This window comes from Arthrobacter sp. NPDC093128, assembly GCF_040683875.1.
Classification (GTDB): domain Bacteria; phylum Actinomycetota; class Actinomycetes; order Actinomycetales; family Micrococcaceae; genus Arthrobacter.
In genome coordinates this window covers 22,581-45,004 of the sequence record NZ_JBFBEY010000029.1, presented here as the reverse complement: position 1 = coordinate 45,004, position 22,424 = coordinate 22,581, and the positions used below count along the sequence as shown (strand labels likewise).

General features: G+C 62.4%; 23 protein-coding genes and 2 pseudogenes. 13 read left to right on the top strand and 12 right to left on the bottom strand.

The window, feature by feature from the left end; all coding sequences use genetic code 11:
- Positions 1–184 precede the first annotated feature (184 nt).
- The 5 genes from AB0N24_RS24105 to AB0N24_RS24085 form a co-directional block, all read right to left on the bottom strand.
- Positions 185–1,141, bottom strand: a complete 957-nt coding sequence (locus tag AB0N24_RS24105; RefSeq protein ID WP_364130093.1) for a glycine betaine ABC transporter substrate-binding protein — start codon at positions 1,139–1,141, stop codon at positions 185–187.
- Positions 1,113–2,030, bottom strand: a complete 918-nt coding sequence (locus tag AB0N24_RS24100; RefSeq protein ID WP_364130090.1) for an ABC transporter permease subunit — start codon at positions 2,028–2,030, stop codon at positions 1,113–1,115. Before AB0N24_RS24100 ends, AB0N24_RS24105 begins: the two co-directional genes overlap by 29 nt.
- Complete coding sequence (locus AB0N24_RS24095) at positions 2,020–3,096, bottom strand: betaine/proline/choline family ABC transporter ATP-binding protein (protein ID WP_364130087.1); 1,077 nt, start codon at positions 3,094–3,096, stop codon at positions 2,020–2,022. The genes AB0N24_RS24100 and AB0N24_RS24095 overlap by 11 nt, the downstream gene beginning before the upstream one ends.
- 85 nt (positions 3,097–3,181) lie before the next feature.
- Positions 3,182–3,721 (bottom strand): flavin reductase family protein, encoded by a 540-nt coding sequence (locus tag AB0N24_RS24090; RefSeq protein WP_364130084.1) that lies wholly within the window; start codon positions 3,719–3,721, stop codon positions 3,182–3,184.
- Positions 3,718–5,115: an LLM class flavin-dependent oxidoreductase gene (locus AB0N24_RS24085; RefSeq protein WP_364130081.1), complete on the bottom strand. Its 1,398-nt coding sequence runs from the start codon at positions 5,113–5,115 to the stop codon at positions 3,718–3,720. Before AB0N24_RS24085 ends, AB0N24_RS24090 begins: the two co-directional genes overlap by 4 nt.
- A gap of 345 nt (positions 5,116–5,460) precedes the next feature.
- Between AB0N24_RS24085 and AB0N24_RS24080 the strand changes: the two genes are divergently transcribed.
- Together AB0N24_RS24080 and AB0N24_RS24075 are read left to right on the top strand one after the other, a co-directional pair.
- The gene (locus AB0N24_RS24080; protein WP_364130078.1) at positions 5,461–6,600 is read left to right on the top strand and encodes an alcohol dehydrogenase family protein; all 1,140 of its coding nucleotides are present in this window, start codon (positions 5,461–5,463) and stop codon (positions 6,598–6,600) included.
- Between the two features lie 27 nt (positions 6,601–6,627).
- A complete protein-coding gene (locus AB0N24_RS24075) occupies positions 6,628–6,927 on the top strand; it encodes a hypothetical protein (RefSeq protein ID WP_364130075.1) in 300 nt (99 codons plus the stop codon).
- 42 nt (positions 6,928–6,969) lie between these two features.
- Here AB0N24_RS24075 and AB0N24_RS24070 read toward each other — a convergent pair whose 3' ends face one another.
- Positions 6,970–7,818: an IclR family transcriptional regulator gene (locus AB0N24_RS24070; RefSeq protein WP_364130071.1), complete on the bottom strand. Its 849-nt coding sequence runs from the start codon at positions 7,816–7,818 to the stop codon at positions 6,970–6,972.
- Between the two features lie 528 nt (positions 7,819–8,346).
- Between AB0N24_RS24070 and AB0N24_RS24065 the strand changes: the two genes are divergently transcribed.
- Both AB0N24_RS24065 and AB0N24_RS24060 read left to right on the top strand, forming a co-directional pair.
- Positions 8,347–9,681, top strand: a complete 1,335-nt coding sequence (locus AB0N24_RS24065) for an MFS transporter (RefSeq protein WP_364130068.1) — start codon at positions 8,347–8,349, stop codon at positions 9,679–9,681.
- A gap of 124 nt (positions 9,682–9,805) precedes the next feature.
- A pseudogene (locus AB0N24_RS24060) lies at positions 9,806–9,883 on the top strand (IclR family transcriptional regulator C-terminal domain-containing protein); the annotation flags it as partial.
- A gap of 267 nt (positions 9,884–10,150) precedes the next feature.
- On the opposite strand, the gene AB0N24_RS24055 reads toward AB0N24_RS24060, so the two are convergent.
- The 3 genes from AB0N24_RS24055 to AB0N24_RS24045 form a co-directional block, all read right to left on the bottom strand.
- Positions 10,151–10,744, bottom strand: coding sequence for a HipA domain-containing protein (locus AB0N24_RS24055; RefSeq protein ID WP_364130065.1), 594 nt, complete (start codon positions 10,742–10,744; stop codon positions 10,151–10,153).
- Positions 10,741–10,962, bottom strand: coding sequence for a HipA N-terminal domain-containing protein (locus AB0N24_RS24050; protein WP_364130063.1), 222 nt, complete (start codon positions 10,960–10,962; stop codon positions 10,741–10,743). The genes AB0N24_RS24055 and AB0N24_RS24050 overlap by 4 nt, the downstream gene beginning before the upstream one ends.
- Positions 10,963–11,079: 117 nt before the next feature.
- A complete protein-coding gene (locus tag AB0N24_RS24045) occupies positions 11,080–11,769 on the bottom strand; it encodes a TetR/AcrR family transcriptional regulator (protein ID WP_364130060.1) in 690 nt (229 codons plus the stop codon).
- Positions 11,770–11,931: 162 nt separating this feature from the next.
- Here AB0N24_RS24045 and AB0N24_RS24040 point away from each other — a divergent pair, with 162 nt between their 5' ends.
- Together AB0N24_RS24040 and AB0N24_RS24035 are read left to right on the top strand one after the other, a co-directional pair.
- Entirely contained in the window at positions 11,932–12,927 is a 996-nt protein-coding gene (locus AB0N24_RS24040; RefSeq protein ID WP_364130057.1) for an NADP-dependent oxidoreductase, read from the top strand.
- A 50-nt stretch (positions 12,928–12,977) separates the two neighbouring features.
- On the top strand, positions 12,978–13,838 hold the full coding sequence (locus AB0N24_RS24035) for an alpha/beta hydrolase (protein WP_364130054.1): 861 nt from the start codon (positions 12,978–12,980) through the stop codon (positions 13,836–13,838).
- A 275-nt stretch (positions 13,839–14,113) separates the two neighbouring features.
- On the opposite strand, the gene AB0N24_RS24030 is transcribed toward AB0N24_RS24035, so the two are convergent.
- Positions 14,114–14,716: a TetR/AcrR family transcriptional regulator gene (locus tag AB0N24_RS24030; RefSeq protein WP_364130051.1), complete on the bottom strand. Its 603-nt coding sequence runs from the start codon at positions 14,714–14,716 to the stop codon at positions 14,114–14,116.
- A gap of 171 nt (positions 14,717–14,887) precedes the next feature.
- Here AB0N24_RS24030 and AB0N24_RS24025 point away from each other — a divergent pair, with 171 nt between their 5' ends.
- On the top strand, positions 14,888–15,967 hold the full coding sequence (locus tag AB0N24_RS24025) for an alkene reductase (RefSeq protein WP_364130049.1): 1,080 nt from the start codon (positions 14,888–14,890) through the stop codon (positions 15,965–15,967).
- 54 nt (positions 15,968–16,021) lie between these two features.
- Positions 16,022–16,735 carry an SDR family oxidoreductase gene (locus tag AB0N24_RS24020; RefSeq protein ID WP_364130046.1) on the top strand — a complete coding sequence of 238 codons (714 nt, stop codon included), beginning with the start codon at positions 16,022–16,024 and terminating at the stop codon, positions 16,733–16,735.
- 357 nt (positions 16,736–17,092) lie between these two features.
- Here the strand turns inward: AB0N24_RS24020 and AB0N24_RS24015 are convergent, their stop codons facing one another.
- Entirely contained in the window at positions 17,093–17,716 is a 624-nt protein-coding gene (locus tag AB0N24_RS24015; RefSeq protein WP_364130044.1) for a TetR/AcrR family transcriptional regulator, read from the bottom strand.
- Positions 17,717–17,964: 248 nt separating this feature from the next.
- Here AB0N24_RS24015 and AB0N24_RS24010 point away from each other — a divergent pair, with 248 nt between their 5' ends.
- Both AB0N24_RS24010 and AB0N24_RS24005 read left to right on the top strand, forming a co-directional pair.
- Complete coding sequence (locus AB0N24_RS24010) at positions 17,965–19,005, top strand: aldo/keto reductase (RefSeq protein WP_364130042.1); 1,041 nt, start codon at positions 17,965–17,967, stop codon at positions 19,003–19,005.
- A gap of 35 nt (positions 19,006–19,040) precedes the next feature.
- Entirely contained in the window at positions 19,041–19,970 is a 930-nt protein-coding gene (locus AB0N24_RS24005) for an SDR family NAD(P)-dependent oxidoreductase (protein WP_364130039.1), read from the top strand.
- A gap of 125 nt (positions 19,971–20,095) precedes the next feature.
- On the opposite strand, the pseudogene AB0N24_RS24000 reads toward AB0N24_RS24005, so the two are convergent.
- Positions 20,096–20,312: pseudogene (locus AB0N24_RS24000) on the bottom strand (IS110 family transposase); the annotation flags it as partial.
- A 34-nt stretch (positions 20,313–20,346) separates the two neighbouring features.
- Here AB0N24_RS24000 and AB0N24_RS23995 point away from each other — a divergent pair.
- The 3 genes from AB0N24_RS23995 to AB0N24_RS23985 all read left to right on the top strand — a co-directional run bounded on the left by AB0N24_RS23995 (position 20,347) and on the right by AB0N24_RS23985 (position 22,195).
- Complete coding sequence (locus AB0N24_RS23995; RefSeq protein ID WP_364130116.1) at positions 20,347–20,841, top strand: MarR family winged helix-turn-helix transcriptional regulator; 495 nt, start codon at positions 20,347–20,349, stop codon at positions 20,839–20,841.
- Positions 20,842–20,963: 122 nt separating this feature from the next.
- Positions 20,964–21,770, top strand: a complete 807-nt coding sequence (locus tag AB0N24_RS23990; protein ID WP_364130037.1) for an MBL fold metallo-hydrolase — start codon at positions 20,964–20,966, stop codon at positions 21,768–21,770.
- Complete coding sequence (locus AB0N24_RS23985; protein ID WP_364130034.1) at positions 21,761–22,195, top strand: nuclear transport factor 2 family protein; 435 nt, start codon at positions 21,761–21,763, stop codon at positions 22,193–22,195. The genes AB0N24_RS23990 and AB0N24_RS23985 overlap by 10 nt, the downstream gene beginning before the upstream one ends.
- Positions 22,196–22,424 lie beyond the last annotated feature (229 nt).

The following is a 22,424-nucleotide window of genomic DNA, read 5'->3' as shown; positions in this document are numbered from 1 at the left end:
ATTGGTGGGACTCTTTTTAAGGGACGAACGAAAAGTCCGTAGCACGCTGATGAAGCGTGCTACGGACTTTCGGAACCTGTGAAGGCTGCATTTGATCGCGCTCCAGGCCCTGAACCCCGCGTCTCGCTAGACTGGCCTGGGCGGTCGGGGACGTGGATGTTCCCAGGGTTGCAGTACGGGCGTTCTACTTAAGCCATTCGTCCGCTGCTTTCCGGTTCTCGGGCGTTTCCAGCCATTTGCTGGCTCCTTGGGCGGGGTCCTTCGCTTCGCTGACAGCGAGCATCAATGAGGCGTACTGCTCGTCTGTGAGTTTGGAGTGTTCCATCCAGCCGCGCACGTCTGCGTGCTTCTCAGCGAATTTTTTGGAGAGTACGACGTAGGATCCATCGGGCTTCGGCCAGCCCTGGCGGTCGTCTTCAAGGGCTTTGATCGGCATGGAGGCAAAGGCCCAGTGGGGCTGCCACAGCGCTACAACTACCGGCTTCTTGTTGTCGACTCCGCTCTTGAGTGCGGCAAGGGCGGCCGGGGTGCTGCCTTCAACGATCTTTAGCTTGTCCTGGGCCGAGTACTTGGACAAAACATCGGGGAGCAGTTTCATCTCTCCCGAGCCGGCCTCGATCCCGATGATTTTGGAGTCGTATTTCGCGGCGTTCTGGGCCAAGTCGCTGATGCTGTTTTCCTCGACGAAGTCCGGCACCGCCAACACCAGCTCGTCATTGGCGAAGTACGGCTTCTCCGGGATCACGAGGTCGTTTTTGTACTTGTCGATGTAGGCCGCATGCGTTGACGGCAGCCACGCGTTGAGGTAACCATCGAGGTCTCCCCGGGCGATGCCGGAGAATCCGGCTGCCAGGTCCACGCTGGTGGTTTTGACCGTATAGCCCTTTTCTTTCAGCAGCACGGACCAAAGGCCTGTGACTGCCACCGTGTCATCAAATCCGGGGACAGTGGCGAAGTTGACGGTCTTATTATCGCCGGTGTTATCGCCGCCTCCACTTGCAGCCGGGGTTACTCCGGAACAGGCGCTAAGGCTGGCAAGGATGGCAGCGCAAGCGATTGCAGTTCTAATCTTGCTTTTCAAAGGTAGTCTCCTGGTGGGTGGTTGTTGGTGGTTACTGGACTGCGGGGGCTGCGTCGGCATTGACCCGCGGGGTGATGGCTTTGGCGGCGGCGCGTTCTTTCCTGAGCCGGTTGCTCTTGCGAAGCACGCCGGGCAGGGAGCTTGCTCCGCCTGTGACGCGGTCCAGGTATACGGCCAGGATGACAACGGCGAGGCCGCCTTCAAAGCCTCGGGCGGTGTCGAGCTGGGCGACGCCTTGGACAACGACGCCGCCCAGTCCTCCTGCTCCCACGAGGCCGGCGACGACAACCATGGATAGCGCTAGCATGATGACCTGGTTGACGCCCACCATGATGGATGGGAAGGCCAGGGGAAGCTGAACGTCGCGCAGGATAAGGCTCTTTTTCGCGCCGAAGGCTTGCGCTGCTTCGAGGAGTTCGTGGTCCATCTGGCGGATGCCGAGCTCGGTCAGGCGCACGGCGGGAGGTATGGCGAAGACGATGGTCGCTGCGATACCGGGGACTTGGCCTACTCCGAAGAAGAAGACGGCCGGGATGAGGTACACGAAAACGGGCATGGCCTGCATGAGGTCCAGGACCGGGCGCATGACGGCGCTCACGGGGGAACTCAGGGCTGCCCAAATTCCAAGGGGGACGCCGATCAGGAGGGCGGCAGTGACTGAGACGAGCACGATGGCCAGGCTGGCCATCGTTTCGAGCCATAGTCCCATGGAGAGGATGAGCAGGAAGGCGACGGCTGAGAAGATGGTGATGCCCACGCTTCGGGTCATGAAGGCAGCGGTGGCGGTCAGCAGTGCAATGATCACCAGCGGGTGCAGGACGATGAGTGCAAATTCGACGCTGCCAACGATTTGGGTGGTCAGCCAGGCAACGCCGTCGAAGAACCAGCCGAGGTTTGCGAGGCACCAATCGATGAGGGATTCAAACCACCCTCCGACATTAAGATTCATGGACAGACTCCTTTGGAGAGAGCGCGGCGAAGACTTTGTTCGCGGTGAGCTGGCCGATGACCAGGCCCTGCGGGTCAGTGACGTGGATCCGGTCGCATCCGGCGGCGAACACCGGCAGCAGATCGGCAATGACTGTGGTGGTGGTGACGTGCTGTACGCGCGATGCGGCGTCGTCCGTGCTCATGAGGGGCGGCGCTCCGGTGCTGCAGCCGTCTTCATGGTCCGCCCCGGAGAAGGGCTCTGCCAGCATGCCGGCAAGGAGGACCTTGCTGCGGTTCACTTCGGCTACAAACTTTTCGATATAGGGGTCGGCCGGGGTTTCCAGAAGGTCCAGCGCGGTCCCGCGCTGGATCTGCTTGCCTTCCTTCATCACCATGATCTGGTCTCCGAGGTACATCGCTTCATCCAGGTCGTGCGTCACGAACACAATGGTCTTCTTGAAGTTGCGTTGCAGTTGGATCAGAAGCTGCTGCATGTCCTGTCGGATGAGAGGGTCAAGGGCACTGAAGGGCTCGTCCATTAGCAGGATCTCGGCGTCCGTTGCCAGCGCCCGCGCCAGGCCGACGCGTTGCCTCATGCCGCCGCTCAACTGATCGGGCATCGCGTGTGTTCGGTCACCCAGTCCGACAAGGTTCAGGGCCTCCGTGGCTTTTGCTTCGCGCGTTTGCCTGTCCACGCCCCGGACCTTCAAACCGAATGCTACGTTCTGCAACAGGGACTGATGGGGGAAAAGCCCGAAGTGCTGGAACACCATGTTGATGGTTTCGTTCCTGAACGCCCGCAGCTTGGCCGGATCGAGAGCGCCCACATCGTTCCCATCAATAACGATGGACCCTTCCGTGGTGTCAATGAGCCGGTTCAGCATCCGGACAATCGTCGATTTCCCGGAGCCGGACAGGCCCATGATGACGAAAATCTCCCCACGCTTGACGTCGAACGAAACGTCGTTGACGGCCCTGAACCCGTTCTGAAGGGCTGTCTTGCGCGAAAGCACGGATCTGGCCTTGGGAGGATAGAAGATCTTGGTGAGGTGCTCCACCTTGATGAAGGGGGCTTCAGAATTCATAGCTTCCTTGCGATCGTGTATCGGTGCTTCGAGGTGCATGGCGTTCATGGGGTACTCCTGACTTGGTTGTCGGGGTGCCAGCGGTTCATGGCTTAGGCGTTTCGGTGGGCGCGGGAGTCGGCCACTGGGTATATTCGCCGAATTTTCCGCCTCGGAACACGAGAGCATCACCTGTTCCGGCGTCCATGGCCGTCACTGCGCCGACGATCATGTAGTGGTCACCGGCGACCACTTCGGAGAGCACTTCGCAGTCGATCCAGGCGGTGGAGTCGAGGATCCGCGGGGTGCCCAGGGTGCTTTCCTCGTAGTCGATGCCTTGGAACTTGTCCTCGCCCTTGCGTGAGAGCGCCCTGCAGACGGTCAACTGCTCTGTGGAGAGGATGTTGGCCGTGAATCGTCCCAAGGACCGCAGCGCGGGCCAGGTGCTGGAGGACTTGTCGACGCAGAAGGTGACCAGGGCTGGCTCCAAAGACAGGGACTGGAAAGTCCCGACGACGAGCCCCGTGGGTTTCCCGTCGTTGGTACGGCCGGTGATTGCCACGACTCCTGTCGGAAGAAGTCCGAACACCTGCCTGTAGGCACCGGGGTTGACTGCCGGCGGGGATGCCAATGTGGTGACGTTCATGACCGGTCTCCTTGGAGGGCTTTGGCCGACAGGGAGTCGCGGTAGACGGCTCCGGGGTGATCATCGGCGAGCCGTGACTGGCCGGCGCCGAAAAGGTGTTCACGCAGGGTGGATCCCTCGTAGCCGGTGCGCATGGCGCCGCGGCGCTGCAGTTCCGGGACGACGTAGTCCGTGAAGTCCTTGATGTCCTGGTATTTGACTGCGTGCGCGACGTTGAAGCCATCGATTCCTGTCTCCTCCATCCAGGAGGTCAGTTCATCGGCGACCGTCTCGGGTCCTCCCACGATGACAGGCGAGGTGCCGCCGATGCCGATGTACTCTGCGATATCGCGTGGTGTCCATTCCTTGTCCGGATCCATTTTGGAGAAGATGTCCACCATCGTCTGGCCGGCGTTTGTCTTGACATGGCGGAGGGGAACGTCCGGATCAAAGGTGGACATATCCAGCCCGCTCCAGCCGCTGTAACGCGCCATGGCACCTTCGTAGGAGACCAGTTCGCGGTACTCGTCGTACTTTTTCTGTGCGTCGGCGTCCGTGGGCCCGCTGATGACGGTGATCATCTGCAATACGGCGATATGGGCGGGATTCCGTCCGGCGTCCGCTGCCTGCTTGCGGAGCTTGTCGACCTGCTGCTTCAGTCCCGGCTTGGATGTGGCGTTCATAAAGACTGCCTCGGCTGTGGCTGCCGCCAGCGCGACGCCGCGGCTGGAACCGCCCGCCTGGAAGATCACAGGAGTGCGCTGCGGTGATGGTTCGCACAGGAAAATGCCCGGCACGGTGAAGTGCTTGCCAGTGTGCCTGATGGGGTGGACCCGCTCCGGGTCGATGTACGTGGAAGATGGGGCGTCGGCCACTGCCGACTGTTCCTCCCAGGAGCCTTCCCATAGCTTGAGGGCGACCTCTATGAATTCCTCGGCCACCTCGTACCTGTCGTCATGGGCGCGTTGGACGCCGGTTCCGAGATTCTTGGCGGCGCTGTCGGCGTAGGACGTCACGACATTCCATCCGATGCGCCCGTCAGTGAGGTGATCCAGCGTGGAGAACTTCCGCGCCAACGAGTACGGGTGGTCATATGCGGTCGTGGACGTAACTCCGAAACCAAGATGGGTTGTGGCCGCCGCCATGGCGGGAATAGCGAACGCGGGGTCGTTGGCAGGGATCTGGGCGGCGTCCCTAAGGGCAGCGTCAACATTTCCGCGGTAGACGTCGTGATATCCGACGTTGTCGGCGAAGAAGATGCCGTCGAAGCAGGCCTGTTCAAGCATGCGGGCATAGTCGACCCAGTACTGCACGGATTTGTACTGGCTGCCGCGATCATCGGGATGCCTCCACAGGCCCGCGGACAAGTGGGCCGGACCCGTGAAGTCGAAGGCGAAGAGTCTCATTTGGTTCATTTCCGTGCTTTCTGTACGTTCAGTAAATGAACACGTCGATTAGCTACTGAACAAAAGAATAGAGTGGTAGAGGTCACACCGTCAACAGGTGATGGGAATTTTCCTCCGCCCCCAGCCCTGTCGACGCCAGCCCGGGTTGTCACCATGGCGCCCTCGGTGGCGCTGGGATGGCCATCTCCGCGCTTGCCCTGGTTCAGCAGCCGCCTATTGACGCGGGGCTCGGCCTACTCATAGCTTTGATCGTGACGTTCATTTTACGAACGAAGTGGTCTGAACGAGTCCCCTCGCGAGTCCGTCTTTCAACTACCAGGCAGGTCAATGGGGACCTGGACGCAAGGGAGTCAAATGTCTTTACCTGAGGTTATGGCAGCTGCGCTGCTTACGGGCCACGGTGGTCTGGATAAGCTCGATTACCGGACAGACGTTCCCGTACCCCGCCCGGGGCACCGGGAGGTCCTGATCGAAGTCACCGCCGCCGCTATCAACAACACCGATATCAATACGAGGATTGGCTGGTATTCCAAGGTCGTGGCCTCGGATACCAATGCCGGCGGCAGGGATGGGTTTTCGACGATCACGACTGCCGATGCGGCGTGGTCGGGTAAAGCCATGGCATTTCCCCGGATCCAAGGCGCGGACGTATGCGGACGAATCGCCGCTGTCGGTGAGGGTGTTTCCGAAGAACGGATCGGGGAGCGGGTCCTCGTGCGGAACATGCTGCGCAGCTATGTGGGGTACCGTCCCTTCGAATGTTGGACTTTGGGAGGGGAATGCGATGGCGGGTTCGCCCAGTTCGCGGTAGCGCCGGACCGGGAGACCCACACTGTCCACTCTGACTGGAGTGATGCTGAACTGGCCGCCATTCCCTGCGCATATTCGACGGCGGAAAACATGATGCATCGCGCCGGCGTCGGGGCGGAGCGGGTTCTGGTGACGGGCGCATCCGGAGGAGTCGGTCTCGCCGCCGTCCAGCTCGCGAAACGCCGCGGTGCCACTGTGATCGCCGTCTGCTCCCCGGAGAAGGCCGCCGACGTCCTGGCCGAAGGCGCGGACCTGACGCTGGAGCGAGGGGCGGACCTGGTCGGCGCGCTGGGACCCAACTCCCTCGACGTCGTGATTGACATTGTGGGCGGTTCCCAAACCACGGATCTTCTTGACCTGTTGCGCCAGGGCGGCCGGTACGCGGTTGCCGGAGCCATCGGTGGTCCGGTCGTCGAAATCGATCTGCGAACCGTGTACCTCAAAGATCTAAGCCTGCTCGGATGCACTTTCCAGGACGACGAAGTGTTCGAAAACCTCATTGGGTACATCGAACGCAACGAGGTCCGTCCCATCGTCTCCAAGACGTACCCCTTGTCGGAGATTGCACAGGCGCAGCAGGACTTCCTCACCAAGAAACACACCGGAAAGCTGGTCCTCCTTCCACCGCCGGTCACGCCTGTCACCCCAACGCTCGATTCGACCAAAACGGACGCCGCGCAGTGAAGATCTCAAGGATCGAACTTTTCCAGGTTGACCTGCGACGACGGCACGCAGGGATGGGGCGAGAGCACACCCTTCGGATCCACTTACATCGCGGCCCACGCGCTCGGAGCCAGAGCGGGCATCGCCGAACTCGCCCCTGCCCTCCTCGGCCGCGATCCGCGCCAGGTCGACCGCATCAACGACCTCATGGACGCCCCTGGGCCCACAACGATGAACTCCAACGAACATCCGCCCGCCGCGTTGGGCGACGACGATTTCGGGCGTAAGGGCGAGGATTGCGCGGCACGCATGGCGGTACTGGTTCCCCTCGCGGCCGTCCGTCAGTAATTGTTCCACCATCGGCCGTTATCGGAGTCGGGCCGGCGGCGGCTACGCCAGGGCCTCGGTTATCTCTTCTGCGGCTTGGCGTACTTCGTTAATCGTTTGTGGAAGCCGGTACGACTTGAGGCGCTGCGTGGGCCCGTTGACCGTCACAACGCCAATGAGCCCGCCCGCGGCGTGGCGGACCGGGCAGCCGACTGCGAAGAGGCCTTCTTCAAGCTCGCTATCAAGGATTGCGTAGCCCTGCTCCCGGACTTTGCCCAGCTCCCGGAGAAGCGTGTCCCGGCTGGTGATGGTGTAAGGGGTGTGCGCGTTCAGCGTCTCAGGCAGTTCGGCTGCGATCTGATCGTCGCTCTGCTCAGCGAGAATTAGCTTTCCCGTAGCACTTGCATGTAGCGGATAGATCCCACCGAGATACTGGTGGGATGCGCTGAGGTAGCGTGACCCCAGGGCTTCAGCGATCACCCTGTGGTCCCCTCCGCCGCGCACCATGACGAAGCTGAGCGTCTCATTGAGACTGGCTGCGTATTCGTCCAGGACGGGCTGTATTTTGGCAACAGCGCCTGCATAAGGATCGGCCAGCCTTCCTAAACGTGCCACTTGCCATCCGAGCATGTAATGGTTGTCCACGCGCTCGACAAAGCCTGTGTGCTCCAAGCTCAGGAGCAAGCGAAAGGCGGTTGGGCGGGTCATTTCACACGCCTGCGCCAATTCCGTGACGGTGACGCCGTGCCGGTGGTGGCCCAGTTTCTTTAGTAGCAGCGTGGCCTTGACGACGGACTTGTTGGTCAGGTCCAAGGGCTCTTGGGAAGTCGCCAACTCACCGTCTACCAGTGCTTCCTCCGGTGCTGCACTTCGTACCGCTGCCATTTGCGCTCCCGCTTCGTTGCTGGTCATGAGGATGTCTCCGGTACGTGGCACCCACTCTTCCACCACCTGACGTTCACTCACTGAACGTCGCATTCAAATTTATGTGTAATTTCTGTCACTGTCAATGGTGGCGCCGGAGACGCGTAATTTTGCTTGCCGGCCTTGACTCGGACTGTGATGACTGTCATATTTTGAGCATGATGTTCGCTTATTGAACGGTTCGGAGCTGCTTAGTTCCCTGGACCACTCGGTTCACTAAGCAGGAATTCTCGAGCAATGTAGCAAGAGAATGGCGCCAGCACGCACGTTACCGAGATCCATGCGCGGTCCGTCGTGATCTGGCCGTCCAGCTAGCGCTGAAGAACAACTTCATAGTCGTACTGGGCGGGCAATGGCGCCTGAGGCACGTGGCGGACGCCGGTCTGCACGACACCCCAGCGCCGATTGCACGCCCAGTGCCCCGACTGACCGGAGGTCAAAATATGCTCACGCGACAACATTTCCGTGCCTCAAACGAGGCGAAGCCCATGTCCCCGACTGTGGGGATGTGACAACATGTCAGCCATAGATAATGCAACCGCCCAGCAGGGCGCCTCGACTGCCAGTAAGAAACGCTTCATGATCAGAATGGTCATCGTCCTGATCGGCGGCATGTTCCTGGACGGCTACATCCTCGGCATTATCGGACCGGTATCGGGGCGGATGACCGAGGACCTGCAGCTCGATGTGGTCTGGCAGGGACTGATCGCCGCGGCCGCCCTGATCGGCATCCTGATCGGCTCACCGCTCGGTGGCTGGGCCGCCGACAAATGGGGCCGTAAGCCAATTTTCATGTTCGACATCGCTCTGTTCGCGATCGCGTCGGGCATGCAGTTCTTTATCGACTCACCGCCATGGCTGCTCGTGGTGCGGCTGCTGATGGGCGTCGCGATCGGCGCCGAGTACGCCGTCGGATGGCCCCTGATGGCCGAGTTCTCGGCCACCCATCTGCGGGGGCGGCTCATGGGCGCAATGGAGATCGCCTGGTACGGCGGCTTCATGATCGCGTTCCTGATCGGCCATTTGCTCAGTGAGTACACCAGCCTGAGTTGGCACTTCATTCTGGGTACGAGCACGTTCATCGCCGTGGCACTGTTCCTCGCCCGGCTCGGCCTCCCGGAGTCGCCACGCTGGCTGTGGAGCGTGGGCCGCAAGGACGAGGCCCGCGCCCTCGCCGCAAAGTACATGCCCGCCGACGCGCTCGACGATCTCCAACACGAGGACGTCCGTAAGGGCAGCTTCGGGATGCTGTTCTCCAAGGCGCACTGGCGGTCAACATTATTCATCTCGGCGTTCTGGTTCTGCGCCGTGACACCATACTTCGCGATCGCCACCTTCGCCGACAGCGTGTTGAATCAGTACGGCCTCGCCGGCGGGCTCGCTGGCGGAGTCGGGCTCTCCGCCGTGGCCTTGGCCGGGGTCGTGGTCACGTTCTTCTTGATCGACAAGGCCGGCCGCCGCGTATTGTGCGTCCCGCCGCAGTGGCTGTGCGCCGTTGTCCTCGCGATCATCGGGCTGTGGGCCGGCGCGCCGGCGCCCGTCGTGCTCATCCTCTTCCTGGTCTTCTCGTTCTTCAACGCGATGTACACCACGTTGACGGGCGTCTACCCGGGCGAGGTTCTCCCGACCGAGATCCGGGGGATCGGAACAGGCTTCGCGGCGGCGGTCAGCCGGGTCGGGGCGGGCATCGGCATCTTCCTCTTCCCGATGTCAATGGAGAGCCTCGGAGCCGGTCCCACGATGCTTATCGCCGCCGGAGTCGCCCTCCTAGGTGCTGCGCTGTCCCAGTGGCTGGCTCCGGAAACGAAGGGAAAGACCCTGACCGAGGCGGCATCTGGCTACTCGCACTAAGGCCGACCTGGCCTAGCTCGGTCAAGGCGCGTGGTCCTGTTGGACGAATCCAACAGGACCACGCGCCTGTCGCGTCCACAGATCGGCTACAGCCCGGGCGTCTTCCACCAGAACGTCGTTGCGGGAGGACAACGAGCCCGAGATCCGCTGCGTGGCCGCGCCCATCCGTGACGCCAGCGGCTCGGTCGTTTCAGCTGTCAGCTGGGGGCATGCGTTCCTTTAGTGGTTCGTCCGGTAGGTCGTTGGTGGCCTACACCTCCTCATGGGTGGGGTGCTGATCACGACATGACCTGGAGAGCTGGGTACACAGCCTTAGCGACATGACGGCGATTCGCTGAAGGTCCAACCGAATTGAGAAATGCAAGCGCTACATTCGAGAGCTGGCTAGCGCAGTTCCCGCCGGGCAGTGCCGCCTTGCAACAGATCGCTGACGCGGGCGGGCACCAGGTCCTGGAGGAATTGCAACCCCTCACGGGTGTGGGTCGTGGCGGCCGCTGCAGCGATGGCTTCCAGTGCCGACACCGCGGTCTGCGTCTCCGTTACCGATCGCCAGGTTGAAGGTCACTGCCTTTAGCAGGTCCCGGCGGAAGGCGTCGTCGTCGCGCGTGTGCGGGGCGGCTGCTTTGACCAGGCGTGTCAGCCGGGACGGCGGGGCTGAACTGCCCTCGTATTTCGCTTCGCTGGCCAGTGCCAGGGCCTGGGTGAAGTCCTCCTGGTGGAGCCGGCAGCCGGCCGGCGCACGGTCAAAGCGGTCCACGATGATCGCCTGGCGTGAGCCGAACATCTCCAGCCGTGCCGTGGCTGCGGGGATTCCGGCCGCAGCCGCCGTCTTCAGCGCCCAGTCCTCGGCGGCGAGGAGGGCCGGGATGGACGACTCCAGAGGCTCGGGCTTGATGATGTGGGTGGATACAGCTCCACGGCCCGGCCATGCCAAGCCGCCGTCGTGCCGGGTCAGTAGCACCTTGGACTGGACCCCGGCGAGGGATGCGGTGATGAGAAAGTCATCGGGCAGGTCCCAGGTGGGGAGCGACCCGACTACCGTGGTGACTTCATCCTCGGTCATGGGAATGGCGGCGCCCGGTACGTCCGGGGCGTCCCCGGGTGGGAGGATTTGAACGTGTTCCGGCTAACGGGCAAGGACAGTGACAACAGGATGGAGCCGGAGCCGTACTCGGCCACAGTTGCCCGGTCGTACTGGTAGGACAGGCGAAGTCCGCTGCCTTTCAGTTCGCCGATCCGCGTGCCGCGAAGGAAGACGTCCAGGGTTTTGCGGGGGCTCACGGGCGGACCTGAAGCTTCGAAAACCGCGGGACGAGGGCGACGTCACGGCCAAGGACCCTAATGGCCTGCATGGCGACGACCAGGGACACGGCTTCCCCGCGTTCGAGCCGGACGATATTACGACTCTGTCATTGGTTCTCCCTCCGGGAGCGATGTTGGGCTCCGGGTGGCCTCTGCGAAAGCGTCGCGACGGTCTTGCCGGAGGACGACGGCGATCTGCTTGCGGATGTCGGCCAGGACCTCCTCGGCAGTGAGGCCTAAATATACTTTTGCCGTGATGTTGACGTGGATGATGGCTGAAATGACGCGGGCCAGGTCAAAAGCGTCGGCATGTCCTATGCCACCGTCGCGGGCCACCGTAGCTTGGATTCCTGCCTCCAGCCGGGCCGCCAACGCCAGGCCGTCGCTCCTGAACTGTTCGTTCGGGTCGCCGAAGACCAGCTCGTGCAGGTAGAAGCGCCCATTTTCTTTGTGTTCGCGGACGCAGACAATCACGGGCCGTATGAGTTCCAGAACCTCGTCGAGCAATCCCTGTCCCGCGGCGTTGGCTGCGGCCGTGAGACCCGCGTCGATGGCGGCCGCAAACTTTTCGTTCTGAACCATGATCAGCAACTCGGCTTTCGAGGACACATAGCAAAAGAGGGTGCCTATGGCGACGCCCGCCCGATCTGCGATCTCCCGGGTGGTCACTGATCCCGCGGCGCGTTGTGCGAAGAGCATCCGCGCAGCGTCCTTGATCCTGGCCTGCTTGTCCCGCCTGGCCCTCTCGCGGCGACCTGTTGGTGGGTGGTCGATGACTAGGCTCACCTCTCTTGACTCGCTTAACTGAGTGTGCTCATAATTGAGCATACTCGGGTATGTGGAGAATGGAAGACCGCAGGACTCCCTGATGGTTGCGACCTACGAATCCTCCGCTGCCAACCATGAACCGCCCCGCACCGACGACTTCACAGGCAAGGAAACACAGCAATGAGAGCTTTCTCTATTACTAAGTACAAGGGCGCGCTCCACGAGATCAACGCCCCCGAGCCCACGGTGGGAGAAGCAGACGTGTTGGTCCAGATCAAGGCAGCAGGACTCAACCAGCTCGATGAAAAGATCCGCGTGGGCGAGTTCAAACAGATCCTGCCCTACCAGCTGCCCCTCATTCTCGGCAACGACCTAGCAGGGACCGTCATTGCCGTCGGCCCAAAGGTCCGCAGCTTCAAGATCGGAGATGACGTCTACGGCCGTCCGGACGAGGACAGGATCGGCACCTTCGCTGAGCGCATTTCCGTGGCTGAGGCCGACCTGGCCCTGAAGCCTACTTCCATCATCATGGCAGAGGCAGGCGCACTGCCGCTGGTGGCACTGACTGCTTGGCAGGCACTGGTAGTCGAAGGCAACCTCAAACGGGGCCAGAAGGTCCTAGTCCACGCAGGTTCCGGCGGCGTTGGCTCCATCGCCATCCAGCTCGCGAAGCACCTCGGCGCCACGGTCGCGACCACGGCAAGTGGTGCAAATGCCGATTTCGTGCGGGAACTCGGAGCAGACATCGTCATCGATTACCGTACCCAGGATTTCGAAAAGGAAGTCCACGGCTACGACCTGGTTCTGGACAGCCTCGGCGGGAAGAACCTGGAAAAGTCCCTCCGCGTCCTACGACGCGGCGGAAAAGTCATTGGCATTGCAGGTCCTCCTGACCCTGACTTTGCTGCTGCTGCCGGCCTCAATGGAGTTCTGCGCCTGGGCGTCGCCGCACTGAGCAGTGGAATCCGCCGTCAGGCCAAAAAGCTTGGCGTGACGTACAGCTTCCTGTTCATGCGGGCCAGCGGAGACCAGCTCCGTGAAATCACAGCATTGATCGAAAACGGCGCAATCCGTCCCGTGGTTGGACAGGTTCATCCCTTCAACGACGCAGCCAAAGCACTCGGTGCCCTTGAAAAGGGTGGTATACGCGGCAAGGTTGTGCTCACCAACGCCTGATTCCACGCTCCCGCCCCTCACCCGTCATCCAAGGCCAAAGGATACACACCATGAATCGCTCCGGCACGGAACCCATCATCACCTCTTACGCGCAAGCCCCCACCCACACCATCACGGCGAACGGCGTCAGCTACGCCTACCGTGAACTCGGTCCCCGGGGCGGCATACCAGTCATCTTCTTTGTCCACCTCGCAGCAACACTGGACAACTGGGATCCCCGCATCGTCGATTCCATTGCTGCGAACCGCCACGTCATTACCTTCGACAACAAGGGGGTGGGAGCTTCCACAGGTCAAGTACCGGACACCATAGAGGAGATGGCCGAAGACGCCTACGCCTTCATCACGGCGCTGGGATTCGACGCCATCGATGTCTTCTCCTTCTCCTTGGGTGGCATGGTTGCCCAAGCCCTGGTCTCAGCCCACCCCGAGTTGGTCCGTAAGCTGGTCTTGACCGGAACCGGGCCCAAGGGCGGTAAGGATATGGACAAAGTTGCCGGCACCACCTACTACGACATTGTCAGGGCGGCCCTGACTCGGTCCGACCCGAAGGAGTTCCTCTTCTTCAACCGCGACACCGATGGCAAACGTGCCGCCAAAGCGTTTATCAAGAGGCTTGAGGAGCGTGCGGAAAATAGGGATGCTGCCATTAAGATCAAGGCCTTCCGGACGCAGCTGAAGGCCATTAAGACCTGGGGGCGCGGAACCGCAGCAGATCTCGGCAGATACACACAGCCCACGTTGATCGCCAACGGCGACAATGACCGGATGGTACCGTCGGTCCTCTCCGAAGACCTGCACCGCCGGATCAAAGCATCCGAACTGATCATCTACCCCAACTCAGGACACGGTGGAATCTTCCAGTTCCACGAAAAGTTCGCTCCGGTCGCCACTAAGTTCCTCACCAACTGACCATCAGCCACAAGGCATACGAAGGCCTCACGGAACTCCGCCTCCAGACATCCCTGCACCGGGCCCAACGGATGTGGGACACCCCGAACGTGGCCCACGACAACCCCAAGCAACGGGACTTTCATGGCCGCAGTGACCGCCCTGACCTACGTCAAAGACGGTGCCATCCTTCCCGAACCTCAAAGCTGACCCCGAAGAGCGGTCATGCTCCGGCACTGCCAAAGGTGATGAAACTGCCCTGCGATCTGTCGCCGAAGGGTCGTTTGCAACTGACGTCAGTCAGGGAGGATGACGCTGATCTGCGCCCGGATGTCCTCCGAAATGTCGTCAACGCTGGAAGTGACGTTCACACTTGCGGCCATGCTCAGGAACATGATCGCTGACACCACGCGCGCGAGGGTTGCAGCGTCACGTGTCCGATCTTGTCCGCTGCGGCGGAGCACCTCTGCGATGGCCTCCTCGGTCTGTGACACGATCGCGAGAGCCTCGGCGTGGCGAGGCTCCTCGGGGTCGCCGAAGACCATTTCACGAAGGTACGTGCGCCCGTTGTCGATTTGGACGCGGTTGCATTCCACAATCGGTCGGACGATCGCCAGCACCGCGTCTAAAGTGTGGGGGATACCTTCCGCCTTCGCGCGGCCACGCTGCAGCGCCTCGGTGTAGTGCGCGTTCTGAACCAGCAGCAGAAGCTCGCCCTTGGTCTTCGCGTACAGGAACAATGTGCCGGTCCCGATGTCAGCTTTGTCTGCGATCTGCTGGGTCGTGACTTCCTCGACGCCTTTTTCGGCGAAAAGTTCGCTGGCGGCGGCAGTGATGCGGTCCAGTTTGGCCTGCTTGTTCCGCTCGCGCCGACCAGTCGGCTGGGAGGCTAGAGTCATTGCGGTTTCTCCGGGAATAGATTCTGATCGCACTCAGTTATGAGTGTAGTCGCTAATGCATGGGCTCGGACAGGTGCTTCGTTCATTCTTCCACGAGGCACGTGGGGCATATGCCCCTTCGGGCGCAGAAGTGGCGTTCATGATGGATCGACGAAACGGACAACAAACCCCATGACTTCATCTTCCACTCTCTGGCAGCCGTTCACGCTGGGCAATGTCGAGCTTCCACATCGGCTGGCGCTGGCGCCAATGACACGCAGTCGCGCCAACCCCGACGGCACGGTAGGGGAGTTGGCCGCCGAATATTACGGTCAACGCGCGTCGTTGGGGTTGGTCATCTCCGAAGGTACGCAGCCCTCGGCGGATGGACAGGGCTACCAGAACACGCCCGGGATCTACACTCCAGAGCACGTGGAGGGCTGGCGGAAGGTCGCTGACGCGGTACGCACGGAGGGCGGGGCACTGTTTATCCAGCTGATGCATGCCGGACGGGTTGCGCATCCTGATAACACCCCGCATCACCGCCTGCCGGTCGCGCCGTCGGCGATTTCCGCCGGCCAGGATATCTTTACAGCGGCCGGTCCCCTGAAGACCCCGGTGCCCAGGGAGTTGGGCGCTGAGGACATCCAGGCCACCATCGCGGACTTCCGTCACGCGGCCGCTTCTGCGATCGCTGCCGGTGCCGACGGGGTGGAGATCCATGGAGCAAACGGCTACTTGCTGCACCAATTCCTGTCCCCGAACGCCAACCACCGGGAAGATGCCTATGGCGGGTCGGTGGAGAATCGGGCGCGGTTCGTTGTCGAGGTTGCCCGCGCCGTGGCGGATGAGATCGGTGCGGACCGCACAGGTATCCGCATTTCGCCGGCATTTCCGCTTGGCGGCATCGACGAGGGCGACGTCGGGGCGGTCCGCGCCCAGTACCTGCATCTTGTAGGCGAACTCGCCCCACTCAACCTCGCGTACCTGCACGTCCACCACATTGGGGACGACGAGCTGCTGCGGTCCCTGCGTGATATGTGGCCCACCGCCGTCCTGGTTGTGCGATATGGGCGCAGCCGCGAGCAGATCGCCGACGACATCGACGCCGGGCTGGCGGATATTGCCCCGCTCGGTCGGTTCGCGCTGGCTAACCCCGACGTCGTTGAGCGACTGCGCTCGGGCGCTGACCTGAACGACGTCGACCCGGCCACCCTTTACAGCGGCGGCCCGGCTGGGTACATCGACTACCCGGCACTCGCTCCCGCCTAGAACGCGCATCTGAACGTAGACCACCAGTTCCCCACCATCAGGAAGAAAAAGAACATGCCCTCACTGAACAACGCCGTCGTCCTCGTCACCGGAGCCAACGGTGGCATCGGCACCCACTTCGTCCACGAAGCACTCGCCCGCGGCGCTAGCAAGGTTTATGCCACGGCCCGTAATCCGCGCACCTGGGACGATGAACGCATCGTGCCGCTTACCTTGGACGTCACCGACCCGGCATCCATCCGGGCGGCAGTCGAGTCCGCCCCGGATACAACGGTGCTCATCAACAACGCCGGAGCGAGTACGCCAAGCCCCGGCATCCTGACCCACACCGATCAGGAGATCCGCAACAATGTGGAGACGAACTTCCTGGGGCCGCTTTTCCTCGCCCGGGCTTTCGCTCCGATCCTGTCCGCCAAGGAGCAGCCGGTGCTGATCGATATCCACTCCGTGCTGAGCTGGTACGCGGTGGCAGGGATCTATAGCGCAACCAAGGCGGCACTATGGTCCGCCACAAACTCTCTGCGTATCGAGCTCGCTGGCGAGAATGTGCACGTGGTGGGGGTTCACGTGGGTTACGTCGACACGCCCATGGCCGCGAACGCCGTCGAACCCAAGACCGCTCCCGCGGACTTGGTGGCAACAGTATTCGACGCCGTCCAGGCGGGCGCGTACGAAGTCCTCGCAGATGAGACGTCCGTGCAACTCAAGGCCGGGCTCAGTGCACCCCTGGAAGCCGTCTACCCGCAGCTGAAGTCCGTGGACGTCTGATATATCCGACGGCGGCGCCGTGACCGGGTTTCGACCTGGTCGCGGCGCCGCCTCGTGTGCAACAAAGAAAACGCAGTAAGGCTGCTTCGACTCTAAAGATCAGCAGCCACCCACCAGGACGCGACGGCGGCACTCACCGACCTGTCGTCGTCGAAACGCCTACGGCTTGTGCGCCGCCAACGCTCCCGTGGAGCATCAAACAGCGACATTGCTAATGCCCGAGAGGTGCGCTGCCAACTCCATAAGACAGAGGCCGGCGGTAGTTTGGATGGCCGCCGTGGCACGATCCAGCTGCGGCATGCCCAAGACTGGACTGCTTCGGCCCTTGGGTGGCGCGGAGTTTCCGCTACGGGCCCCCTATGGCCGGCTACTACGCCAGGCTGCGATCGTTCGGTTGATATAGGTCTCGACGCTGACGGTGACGTCGGTGCATGGGTCAAGCAGCCATTGCAGCCCGATCCCGTCAAGCACGGCGGTGACCAGACGAACCTCTATTTTGATTTCGGCCGGGGTGAGTGGTGCCACGTCGCCGGTATCGACAGCGTGCTGCAGATGGATGGCAAGGGTGGCGAGGTTGTCCGTATAGCGGTGCTGGATGAAGACGTGGGCCGGATGGGCCGGGCTGGAAGCCTCAGCCGCGATGGTGGTGAACAACTCGAGCAGCCCACGGTTGCTCAGGTGGGCAGTCATGACCTCAGGCAACCGGCGGAAATAGTCCAGCCCGACAACGCCGGCCAGGTTGGCTTCCACCGTTCGGCGGTCCCACTCCTGCAGCACCGCCGTCAGGAGTCCTTCTTTGCTGCCGAAGTGCTGGAGCAGCGTGGCGTGGGAGACCCCGACCCGCTCAGCGATGGTCCGGATCGAGCCGCCAGCGTAGCCGTACTCGCCGAAGACAGCGATCGCCGTGGCGACTATCTGTTCCCGCCGCCGGATCCCTGTGCGGTAGGGACCCCGCGCGTTAGTCCCTGTGCTGTTTGGCATGCGCACCACCCTCTCATACTCCGTTGACCAAAACCTACCACTCGGTTATAGTTTATCGCCACGGCAGCAGCGGACCACACGACTTACCCGAGGAGAGCAATGACCGACACGCAAGTGTGGTTCATCACCGGCATGGGCGAGGGATGGCTGTATTCGCCCACGAAAACGCCTGACCGGCGACAGCACGGCGGCTACACCGCCCGCTAGCCCCGCCCCTCATCATCACGGAAGAGAAAGGAAATTTGCTGATGCAGTACTCCATCCTCGGCTCAACCGGCGTCAGGGTGTCCCGCATCTGTCTGGGCACCGCCACCTTCGGGGTCGCCCCCACCACACAGGACGCCAACAGGGTCGTCGGCGCCGCCATCGACCTCGGCATCAACTTCGTCGACACCGCCGACGTCTATGGCAACATGCCGGTCTTCGACCGGCCCGGTGCCCCGGCCGCCGCCGAACGTGAACCCGCTGAGCAGATCCTCGGCCGTGCGCTCCGCGGCCGCCGCGACGAAATGGTGATCGCCACCAAGTCCAACGGAATCGTCGGGCGCGACGTCAACGACCGTGGCCTGTCACGCCGCCACATCTTTCGTCAGGTCGAGACCAGCCTGCGCCGCCTGGAGACCGACTACATCGACCTCTACTACGCCCACGACCCCGACCCCAACACGCCGTTGGAGCAGACCCTCGCGGCATACGACGACCTGATCCGGCAGGGCAAAATTCGTTACGTCGGCTTGTCCAACCACCCCGCCTGGCAGGTCGCACAGGCCCTGTGGATCGCGGACGACCGCCGGCTGAATGCGCCTGTGGCCGCCCAGGTGAAGTACAACCTCCTCGATCGGGCCGTCGAACGCGAACTCGCGCCCGCCTGCCAGCAATTCGGGCTGTCCATCGTCCCCTACGCGCCGTTGCACGGCGGCCTGCTCGCCGACCTCCGGGTTCTCGACCGCGATGTCTCCGGCGACCAACGCTTCGCCGGAGCAGGGTTCACCGACGCCGAGATCGCCGTCGCCCGGGAGACCGAGCGACTCAGCCGAGCATGGGGCCTGGAGCCGTACCAGGCCTCGCTGGCCTGGCTGCTGTCCCGCCCGGCCGTCGCCTCGGCCATCGTTGGTGCCGAGACCCCCGAAGAGCTCCGCGCCAACGCCACAGCAGCCGACATCGAACTCGAACAGGCGCAGCTCGACTCGCTCACCGCGTTGGCCAGCCAAGCCGCAGCCTTCCATCACCGTGCCGGTGACGGACCGGAACGGCCACCCGCCGCCACCGGAACGGCCTCCATCGACTGAGGTACTCAACCTGGCAGCCGGGAAGCGAACCGGTCATGCCCGTAGACCAACCGCCGTTCGCTAACGCACCGACCATAACCGGCCGAGCCACCGTGCTGGAACAGATAACGACCCTGCTCGGCAAGGTCAAGTCGCTGGCCCACCCACTGACCAACGTCTGGCAGGACGAAGGTGGAGTGGTTATCTTCTCAACTGACGAACGAACGAACGAGAGGACCCTTGTGGCTCGCATCCTGATTACCGGTTCCGCCCAAGGGCTTGGACGGGCCGCGGCTGCCGCCCTGCTCGACGACGGGCACCAGGTCATCCTGCATGCTCGCACGAGCGAGCGGATGGCGGCCGTCAAGGACCTCCTTGACCGCGGGGCACAGGCCGTGGTGGGCGACCTCGCCAAGCCCGAGGAGGTGCGCGCCCTGGCCGAACAAGCAAACGCCTTGGGCCGCTTCGTCGCTGTGATCCACAACGCCGGAGTCATCGGCGGGCCCTCCCTGCTGCCGGTGAACGTCGTGGCTCCCTTCGTGCTCACCGCGGAAATGGAACGGCCTGACCGGCTGATTTACCTGAGCAGCAGCATGCACCGCGGCGGCCGCGCGGATCTCGCCGGGGTCGACTGGAGCGGGGGACGGGAGTCCCGTTCGTACTCCGACAGCAAACTGTTTGTCACTGCCCTCGCGGCGGCCGTTGCAAGGTTGTGGCCCGAAGTGAGCGCGCACGCCGTGGATCCCGGCTGGGTGCCGACCCGGATGGGCGGGCCGGGAGCCAGCGATGACCTTCGCCTCGGCCATGTCACGCAGGCCTGGCTCGCGGCGGCCGGGAACCCGAAAGCTCTCCGGAGCGGTCAGTACTGGCACCACCAGAAAACCCAGACACCGCATCGGGCGGTACGTGATGAACGCTTCCAGGCTGCGCTCCTCAGCTCACTTGCCGACTACACGGGAATCACGATCCAAGAAGGACCAAAATGACGAAGGGGAGACGTCGCGACCTAGTGTCATGGGTGACCATGGCTGACACCTGGGGGTGCCTCTATGGTTTTCGTCAAGCGGCTGAGGGCAGCCGGAGTTCGTAGAAGGTGCCGTCTCTGGTTGGCCCCGACCACTGACACCGTTTTGCTGATCCAGGGCGTCGATGATCTCGCCGGCAAGGCGTTCACCCATCCTGGGTGCGAGCTTTGTCAGCCGGTTCCCGATCCTGCGCCGGCATGGCGGAGAGCTTCGGGGGTCGGCCAGGACCGCAGCAAATCCAACACGGCCGGGCTGTTCGTCGGCGATCTGGATGGATCGCAGCGTGTGCGGCATGGTGCGGGAGATTGTTTCAGGGAGAAAAGCATAATGTTGGACGGTGAACAGTACGAGGGACTTTAGCTCCGGCCAAGAGGCCGCCAATGATCATCGCGTCCTGGTCTTCGGGCGCCTTCTGGGGGCGGCGAACCGGCTGGAGTTTCTTCTTGGCCGCGACCTGGAGCAGGAGTTTGGCATCAGCCATTCCCTCTTTGAGCTGCTTCTCCTGGCAGGACGGGCTGGCGACGCGGGAATTCCGGTGCGTGACATCGCTCAGGCGCGGGTGTTGACGTCAGGCGGAGCCACGCGGCTGGTGCAGCGCGCGTCAGTGCTAGGCCTTATTGAACGGAAGAACTCCGTTTCCGATGCCCGCGTCCAGCTGATCCGCCTCTCCGCGCATGGCGAAGATTTGCTCCTCAAGGCCAGCAGCCGCCACGTGGAAAATATCGAACGGTACCTGCTCGACCTGCTCTCACCTACAGAGGCCGAGGTGTTCTCGGAGGCCATCAAAAGGATCAGCAAGAATGCTGCGCAGGAACTGCCAGTCATGCCGTGAACGAATTGGGCGGAACCATCGGAAATAGCTGACTAGTCAGCTATTGTTGGATCTTAGTGAGCGTGCCGTGGCGCGACTCGCCTCGGGGTGTTCCCGGGGGCATCCGAGAAAGGTTCACCAGCATGTCACTGAATTTTGAGGTCTTCGATCTCGACTTCCCCGCAGGTTCACCCAATAAGTCAGCGACACTGATTACCGGCCCGTCCAAGGCAATGCTTGTGGACGCAGGCTTCACCCGGGCCGACGGCCACCGTCTCGTTGCGGCCGTCCTGGACTCCGGCAAAGAACTGGAAACCGTCTTCATTAGCCACGCCGACCCCGACTACTACTTCGGTCTGGAAGCCATCGCCGTTGCGTTCCCGAATGCCGCAATCCTGGCGACCCCGATAGTCATCGAGCACATCCAGGCAAGCTTCGAAGGCAAACTCAAAGCCTGGGCAGCCCTGGGCGCCAACCTCCCGACCCGCCTGGCAGCAATCGCGCCCCTGACTGCAGGCGCAATCGAACTCGACGGGTACCTCTTCGAACTTCGCGGCGGGTCTGACCTGCTTCCTGACAGGCACTACCTCTTCAATGCAGATCAGAAAGCAATTGTCGGCGGAGTCCTGGTCTTCCAGGAAGAACACGTCTGGACCGCAGACACCGCCACCCCCGAACAGCGCTCGGCATGGGTCGACCTCCTTGACCAGATGCAGGCCTTGAACCCGGAGATCGTGGTCGCGGGCCACCGGCTGCCCGGAACGGCCAACGATGCCACGTGCATCGACTACACGCGGTCCTACCTCCAGGAATTCGAACGGATACTCGCCCGCTCAGCCGATGCCGCGGCCGTCACTGCCGGCCTGATCGAACGCTACCCCAACGCCGGGATGCTGATCGCCGCGCAAATCGGGCCGAAGGTCGCCAAGGGGGAAATGACATGGGGCTGAACGACGCAACCGGTCCCGGCATCTCAACTGCACCCCGCGACGTCGTCCGCCGGCAGTATCTGGCATCAGCAGCAGGTGACCTCGAAGCGCTCCGCGCCACGATGGCCCCTGATGTCGAATGGACTGAGATGGCCGGCTTTCCCCTTGCAGGGACCTACCGCACGCCCAGCGAAGTCACGTCCAACGTCATGGAAATCCTCGGAATAGACTGGGAGGCGTGGGCGGCCCATGACGACGACTACATCGTCGAAGGTGAAAACGTCGTCGTCCTCGCCCGGTACACCGCCAAACACCGGGCAACCGGGAACCCCCTGAACGTCCGCGTGGCCCACCATTTCATCGTCCGCGGCGGACTTATCGTACGCTTCGAACAATTCGTCGACACCGCAAAAGTTGCCGAAGCGAGCCTGCCCGCGGACAGCTGACCAAATCCGCTTAGGTTCTGACGGCGCCAACGCCAAAAGAGTCGGCCTCTCACCGGAAGCCGAGGGCAGTCCTGGCTGGAGCGTTGCGCAGTAGCGTGACGGGTCCGACCTGGTCGATTGCGAAATCATCGAGGAGCGAGCCGTCACTGGCCCATGCCTGTGACGACATGACCAAGCCGAATTTTCTTCGAGGATCTTCCGCGGATAGCTGCCTTCTGCGAACCAGGTG